The 6158-nt window shown below is 43.3% G+C and carries 7 protein-coding genes; 2 read left to right on the top strand and 5 right to left on the bottom strand.

Features of this window, described 5'->3' with window-relative positions; genetic code table 11:
* Together Q0C19_RS10375 and Q0C19_RS10370 are read left to right on the top strand one after the other, a co-directional pair.
* On the top strand, positions 1 to 425 hold a 425-nt coding region (locus Q0C19_RS10375), incomplete at its 5' end, for a peptidylprolyl isomerase (protein WP_295055734.1).
* Positions 426 to 556: 131 nt separating this feature from the next.
* Positions 557 to 2047, top strand: coding sequence for an inorganic phosphate transporter (locus Q0C19_RS10370; RefSeq protein ID WP_295055732.1), 1491 nt, complete (start codon positions 557 to 559; stop codon positions 2045 to 2047).
* Between the two features lie 32 nt (positions 2048 to 2079).
* Here the strand turns inward: Q0C19_RS10370 and Q0C19_RS10365 are convergent, their stop codons facing one another.
* The 5 genes from Q0C19_RS10365 to folP form a co-directional block, all read right to left on the bottom strand.
* Positions 2080 to 2685 (bottom strand): class I SAM-dependent methyltransferase, encoded by a 606-nt coding sequence (locus tag Q0C19_RS10365; RefSeq protein ID WP_295055730.1) that lies wholly within the window; start codon positions 2683 to 2685, stop codon positions 2080 to 2082.
* 9 nt (positions 2686 to 2694) lie between these two features.
* Positions 2695 to 3543, bottom strand: coding sequence for a flagellar motor protein MotB (gene motB / locus Q0C19_RS10360; protein ID WP_295055728.1), 849 nt, complete (start codon positions 3541 to 3543; stop codon positions 2695 to 2697).
* Positions 3544 to 3555: 12 nt separating this feature from the next.
* Positions 3556 to 4326, bottom strand: coding sequence for a flagellar motor stator protein MotA (motA, locus tag Q0C19_RS10355; protein WP_295055726.1), 771 nt, complete (start codon positions 4324 to 4326; stop codon positions 3556 to 3558).
* Between the two features lie 95 nt (positions 4327 to 4421).
* Positions 4422 to 5573, bottom strand: coding sequence for a cation:proton antiporter (locus Q0C19_RS10350; RefSeq protein ID WP_295055724.1), 1152 nt, complete (start codon positions 5571 to 5573; stop codon positions 4422 to 4424).
* Positions 5574 to 5575: 2 nt separating this feature from the next.
* Positions 5576 to 6158: dihydropteroate synthase (folP, locus tag Q0C19_RS10345; protein ID WP_295055722.1), on the bottom strand; the 583-nt coding region annotated here is incomplete at its 5' end.

Raw genomic sequence — 6158 nt, 5'->3', positions numbered from 1 at the left:
AAGATGTTGCTCCGCTAGCCGTTGAGAACTTTACAACGCATGTCAAAAACGGCTACTACACCGGATTGACATTCCAGCGAATCATCAAAAACTTTATGATCCAAGGCGGAGATCCTACCGGCACCGGTGCCGGGGGGGAATCCATTTGGAAAAAACCGTTTAAAGATGAGTTTAAATCGGGAGTTGTTTTTGATAAAGCAGGTGTTTTGGCAATGGCGAATGCAGGCCCGAAAACAAACGGAAGCCAGTTTTTCATAACAACCGCACCTACCCCGTGGCTTAATGGCTATCACACGATCTTTGGACGTGTCGTAACGGGAATGGACACGCTCGGTAAACTTAACAACGTCCAAACAAACGGTCAACGCAACGGTGACAAACCGCTACAAACCCAAAAAATCATTAAAGCGACACTTCTCCCCTAACCTCTTTTCTTCGCCCCTATAAAGTCTCTTCAAAGAGACAATCGGGCATACTTTCGTAATCGTTTCGTAACCAAGAAGTAACGGTTTTGTAATATTATTCCGTCTCATATTTTTAATCTTAGGATAACTGCATGTCTGTAATTTTGGATGCACTGAACAATGTCAGCACCATTACCATTGTTTTATTACTTCTATCGCTAGGTATCGCTCTCTTTTATGAGATGATTAACGGCTTTCATGATACCGCAAATGCTGTTGCCATGATCATTTATACAAACTCTATGAAAGCAGAATATTCTGTCATTATGTCAGGTATTATGAACTTTTTAGGTGTTATCCTAGGCGGTATCGGTGTTGCTTATGTTATCGTCCACTTGTTGCCGCTGGATATTATGGTCGCATCCAATCAAGATGCAACGTTAGTTATGATTTACTCCATTTTGATTTCTGCCGTTATATGGAATTTCGGAACATGGTATTTCGGTTTGCCGGTTTCCAGTTCCCATTCACTCATCGGTTCCCTTATCGGAGTAAGTACCGTATTTGGCGTTATGCACGGTTTTGAGTTTTCGCAAAGTGTGAATTGGAAAGCATTATATGGGGTCTTAACCGCATTGGCTCTTTCTCCTATTTTAGGATTCGGATTCGCGTATTTGCTCATGAAAGCGACAAGAAGATTCGTCAAAAATCCAAAGTTTTACAAAACACCCGATAGTGAAGTAAAACGAAAACGTCCGAATTTCTGGATGCGTATGGGGATCATTACGACGGGTGCGGGTGTTAGTTTTGCACACGGTTCGAATGACGGGCAAAAAGGGATCGGTATTATCATGATTATCCTTATAGGAATATTGCCGACCTATTACGCACTCGATATGAATTCGCACCAGTATAAAATCCAACAAACTCGAGACAGTGCCGAGAATTTAGCAAAATTTTATGCACAGAACAATGAAGCGCTTAACAAGCTCGTAAGTGAAAAGCATTTGATCAGTGCCCTTAAAACAAAAAATACGATAGCGGAGTGTAACGTTAATCAGGTTTACGATACAACCGCTTTGATTGCGACCAAACTTAGCGGTATTAAATCGTATTCAGAGCTCTCTCCTCAAGATCGTTGGAGTGTGCATACCGCTATTTTATGTTCGGATAACTTTTTTGGTCAAGTGGAAAAAACTTATTTGTTAACGGACAAAGACAAGTCCGATTATATAGCCGCTCAACGAAAAACGATGCTTTCAGCAACCGAGTACGTACCCAGCTGGGTCATTATAGCGGTCGCATTAGCGCTTAGCGTCGGAACAATGATAGGGTACAAAAGAATTGTCCTGACCATCGGTGAAAAAATCGGATCCCAGCCGATTAACTATATGCAAGGTACCGTGTCACAAGCTATGGCGATGATGACGATACTCATGGCGAACTTTTTCCATGCTCCGGTCAGCACAACGCATATCGTATCCAGTTCCGTGGCCGGATCGATGGTCGCAGAACCTGAGGGGGGCGTACAGAAAAGTACCGTGAAGACTATTTTGCTTTCATGGCTTTTCACCTTGCCGGTCACCGCATTGCTTAGTGCGGCAATTTACTACTGTCTCAATTTTATTTTTATTGTAAAATAAAAGCGGCATTCGGCGAATAGCCGATTAGCCTATCACTTATAAAAAGCTACCGTACAGTCACTCTCATAGTAATGACGACGGAAAACAACTCTGCCATTCAACTTCTCGCCTAACCGCTTTATATCCCCCTCTTTGAGATAATTAAACGTTTTTGAATCTTTATCGCCAGCCAAAAAGTTAAAAATTATCCCGCGTGATGAAGCGTTATAACAGCGTTCAATAAAAAGATACGCAGCATTTCGAGTTAAAATATTGAGAGCTCCGCTGCAAATATAAAACTCTGCCTCCGGGAGTGAATCGTGAAGGATATCACACTGATAAACAGCCTCATTCGTCCGTTTGGATGCTTCCTTTACCATTATTTCAAGCGAATCCAACCCTACATAACGGAGGGAATATTTTTCTTTGGAGCGTATATAGCCGCATAAATCACCAAAACCGCACCCCGCATCAACAATCGATTCCGTATCCAGAGGCAAAAGAGATAGCAATTGATGGAAGCGTACTTCCTGCGATTGTTTCGAATGCCAACGCAGCCCCTGCGGAGTATAGCCGTGATCGAGAATACCGGAATGATAGAAATGGTGATTGTCTATCCGATTCGTCTTTTGTTTTGTAAATATCTTAAAACCGTTCACACAAAAAGTTTATTTTTGAAGCTTGCTTAAGGCATCCAAAATATTGTTTTGTTTCGCCTGATCGAGCGGCGTATCGTTCGAGACATACAGATAAAACTCTACCCGTCGATTTTTAGCACGATTCTCTTCCGTCGTATTTTGGGCAACCGGCTTAGCCGATCCGAACCCAGCCGTGGAGAGACGCTCAGGGGCAACACCATTTCGAATGAGTTCTCGCATTACTGTATCGGCTCTTCGGCTAGAAAGCTCGATATTATCTTTGTACGGTGTCCCTTGAGGAAGCGGCTGATTGTCCGTATATCCTCGTATAGAGATATCCACCGTCGGTGGAAGAGTATTAATGATATCGGTTACACGGCGAAGGAAGAGATGGAGTTCCTCATTGTCGATCGTCGCATTTGCCCCTTTGAACGGGACAGAGGTAGGAAGTTTCAACAATATTCCGTCCATACTCTGATCCAAAGGCCCCGCGCCCATAGATGCGCTTTTCAAATCCTGCTGTATTTTCTGGATCGCTTCCGATGTCGCTTCACTGGATTTGGTAGGAGGTGACCCTACCAATAATGATCCGCCATCTTGAACCGGAGCTGCTCCGGCAGGGTTTGAAGCCGCATCCGGTACAGGTTTACTCTCACTCACCATATCTACGACGGGAGTGATCTCTTGAGGAACGGGAGCAAAATCGTAAATTTTTACAAATTCTTCTTTGACCGCTTTTATTTTTTCTTTGTTAACCGAAGCAATTGCAAAAAGGGCAATAAAAAGTGCTAATAAGAGACTGAAGAAGTCGGCGGTCGGAACCGCCCATTTCTCTGCCGGGGGACATTCTGGACACTTTTTACATTTTTTCTTAGCCATCTATACACTTCATCAATTAAATTGGCTGTGTTTCTCTTCCACCGGGGAGAGGAAGTTGAGTAATTTTGCTTCAAGGGTACGGGGATTATCGCCGTGAACAATACCGATAATCCCTTCGAGCATCATCTTTTGCTCTTTTACAATATGATGTGCTTTTTTATTCAATTTGTTCCCCATCGGTCCAAACAGAACGTATGCACTAAAAATACCGGTTACCGTCGCGGTAAATGCCCCGGCAATACCTTCGGCCATCTCTTTGGGATTATCGAGTTTTTGGAGAGCCAGGATAAGTCCCAAAACCGCCCCGACAAGACCCAAAACGGGGGATGTTTCCCCCGCCAAAATCCAATAGTGTGCGCACCCGTGATAATAGTGTTCCGTCTCTTCGATAACCAAATCCAGTGTCTCAACAATCGTATCGACTTCATTTCCATCGACCGCCATACTGAGGCCTTGCTTTAAAAACTCGTTATCCAATTGAGCCACTTTCGCTTCCAGCGACAACAATCCGTCACGCCGTGCCATGGTCGACAACTCGATAATTTGTTTGATTCGGGCATGCATATCAACCGAAGAATTTTTGAAGATCATGGGGAGCAATTTAAATGCACCCTTAACATGTTCAGGATCGGTACTCACCATAGAGGCCAGCAATGTTGTAGGCATAATAATAATAAGGGAAGTGATATGGACGACATGGATAGGATTCCCCCCCTCCATTAAGTCTCCGACAGAAATAGTAGTAATTGCCCCTAAGATTCCTAAAATAACCGTTAAATCCACGTGACTCCTTCTCGCTTAAGGTGCATCCTTGATCGAATCATTGCACTAATTTTTGATTGTATCTTGTTTTTACTGAAATTTAATGGTAATTGCCTCTACTTCTTGTTAAAGAAAGTATATAAAAATTTAATCAGAAGCATTAGAAAAATCCCGCTTCCCATGCTGGCTACAATAAATGCATAGTACTCATCATGAGTAATTGCATTTGCCCCGTAGCCCAATGTAGCAATGGCAACCGTAAACGTAAGCGGCATCGAATCGCTGAGGGAAAACAGAATGGTATTTTTCAATCCCAAATATCCTCCGTAGGCGACCAAAGAGCTTAAAAGCCGAATACCGATAATCGCTCCGGCAATAAAGAGGGCAAGTTCCAATATTTTCACATCGGTAAATGCGTCCAATGCAAGAGTAGAACCAACATGAATAAAGAATATCGGAACTAAAAATCCGAACCCGAAAGAGGAGAGTTTTTCAGGTAGCTCTGTTTTATGCTTAAAATAGGTGGCAATAAACATCCCCGCCAAAAATGCTCCCAAAACCACATCGATTTTCAAATACAGCATAACGGCTACCATAATAAACATCAGTGCCATTGAAAAGCGGATATCTTGATCTTTACTGTCATCGTGAGGCATGATAAGGGTTTTAAGTCCCGGGTACCACCAAAACAAAATTCTAATCCCTCGGAAAAAGAGGACAAATCCGATCAAAAATAAAAAGAGTCCTCCGAGGGTAAAGGCAAACTCTCGGTTATACCCATATTCCAATCCCCCGCTGAGAATCGTCAATGCCATAATGCTGACCAGTTCACCGATAATCCCTATGTTGAGGGCAAGTGCCAGCCACGGCTGATTTTTGCCGTACTCTTTAACCAGCGCCATCAGCATTCCCAAGGAAAAAATCGGAAAGGCAACCAAATAGACCGAACTGAGGTCAAAATAGATAAACAGGGTAAAAGAACACGCATAAAGCATCGTAAAATAGATAATAGTGCGACGAAGCAAAGAAGATTTCGCGAAGCCGAATTCTTTGAGATTAACCTCCATCCCCGCCAAAAACATCAGGTACAGAAATCCCACTTTGGCAATAATTTTAAAAAGCTCATTTTCGACCAAAAAGCCGAAATATCCGGCCAAACTTCCCAGTAAAATCTCAACTACGACCACCGGAACTTTGGTAATACGGGATAAAAACGGAGAGAGTAGCACTAAAAGCGACAGGGTAATGATAACAACGGTATTACTCATAATCATCCTTGAAGCGCTTTCCATACTTTTATCGCCTGTACATGCTCTTTAACATCATGCACCCGAACGATGGAGGCACCCTCTTCTATTGCTTTAAGATGGATTGCCAGCGTTCCCGCCAAACGTTCGTCACTGCTTGAGGGTGAGAGAAGATCAATCATCGATTTTCGGCTCGCCCCTACCAAGAGTTTTTTACCCAAACGGAGAAAATGGCTTTGATGGGTGACAAGAGAGAGATTATCTTCCAACCGTTTTCCGAAACCGATTCCGCAGTCGAGAATGATCTCTTTAATCCCAAATGATTCTGCTTTTGCAATCCGCTCACCGAAAAAGAGTTCAACATCCTGAATCACCGACGAATAGACCGGATTTTCCTGCATATTGAGAGGCTGGCCCTGCATATGCATAATCACTGCCGTTGCCCCATAACTGCCGCATAGCCGTGCTACCTCATCTTTTGCCAGCCCCGTAATATCATTGATGATATGAAATCCCCTCTCCAGCGCGTAATGAATGACGGTAGGTTCATAACTGTCCAGACTAAGACGTGTTTTCGCATACATTTGCTGCGCGTACAACGCATCT

It is taken from the genome of Sulfuricurvum sp. (assembly GCF_023250475.1).
In the GTDB taxonomy this organism is placed as follows: Bacteria; Campylobacterota; Campylobacteria; order Campylobacterales; family Sulfurimonadaceae; genus Sulfuricurvum.
Note: the sequence above shows the minus strand (reverse complement) of the source record. Positions and strands in the feature narration are given on the sequence as shown.

Coding starts and splice junctions, on each gene's coding strand:
- Q0C19_RS10370 (WP_295055732.1), top strand. CDS start 557: ATGTCTGTAATTTTGGATGCACTGAACAATGTCAGCACCATTACCATT.
- motB (WP_295055728.1), bottom strand. CDS start 3,543: ATGGCTAAGAAAAAATGTAAAAAGTGTCCAGAATGTCCCCCGGCAGAG.
- Q0C19_RS10350 (WP_295055724.1), bottom strand. CDS start 5,573: ATGAGTAATACCGTTGTTATCATTACCCTGTCGCTTTTAGTGCTACTC.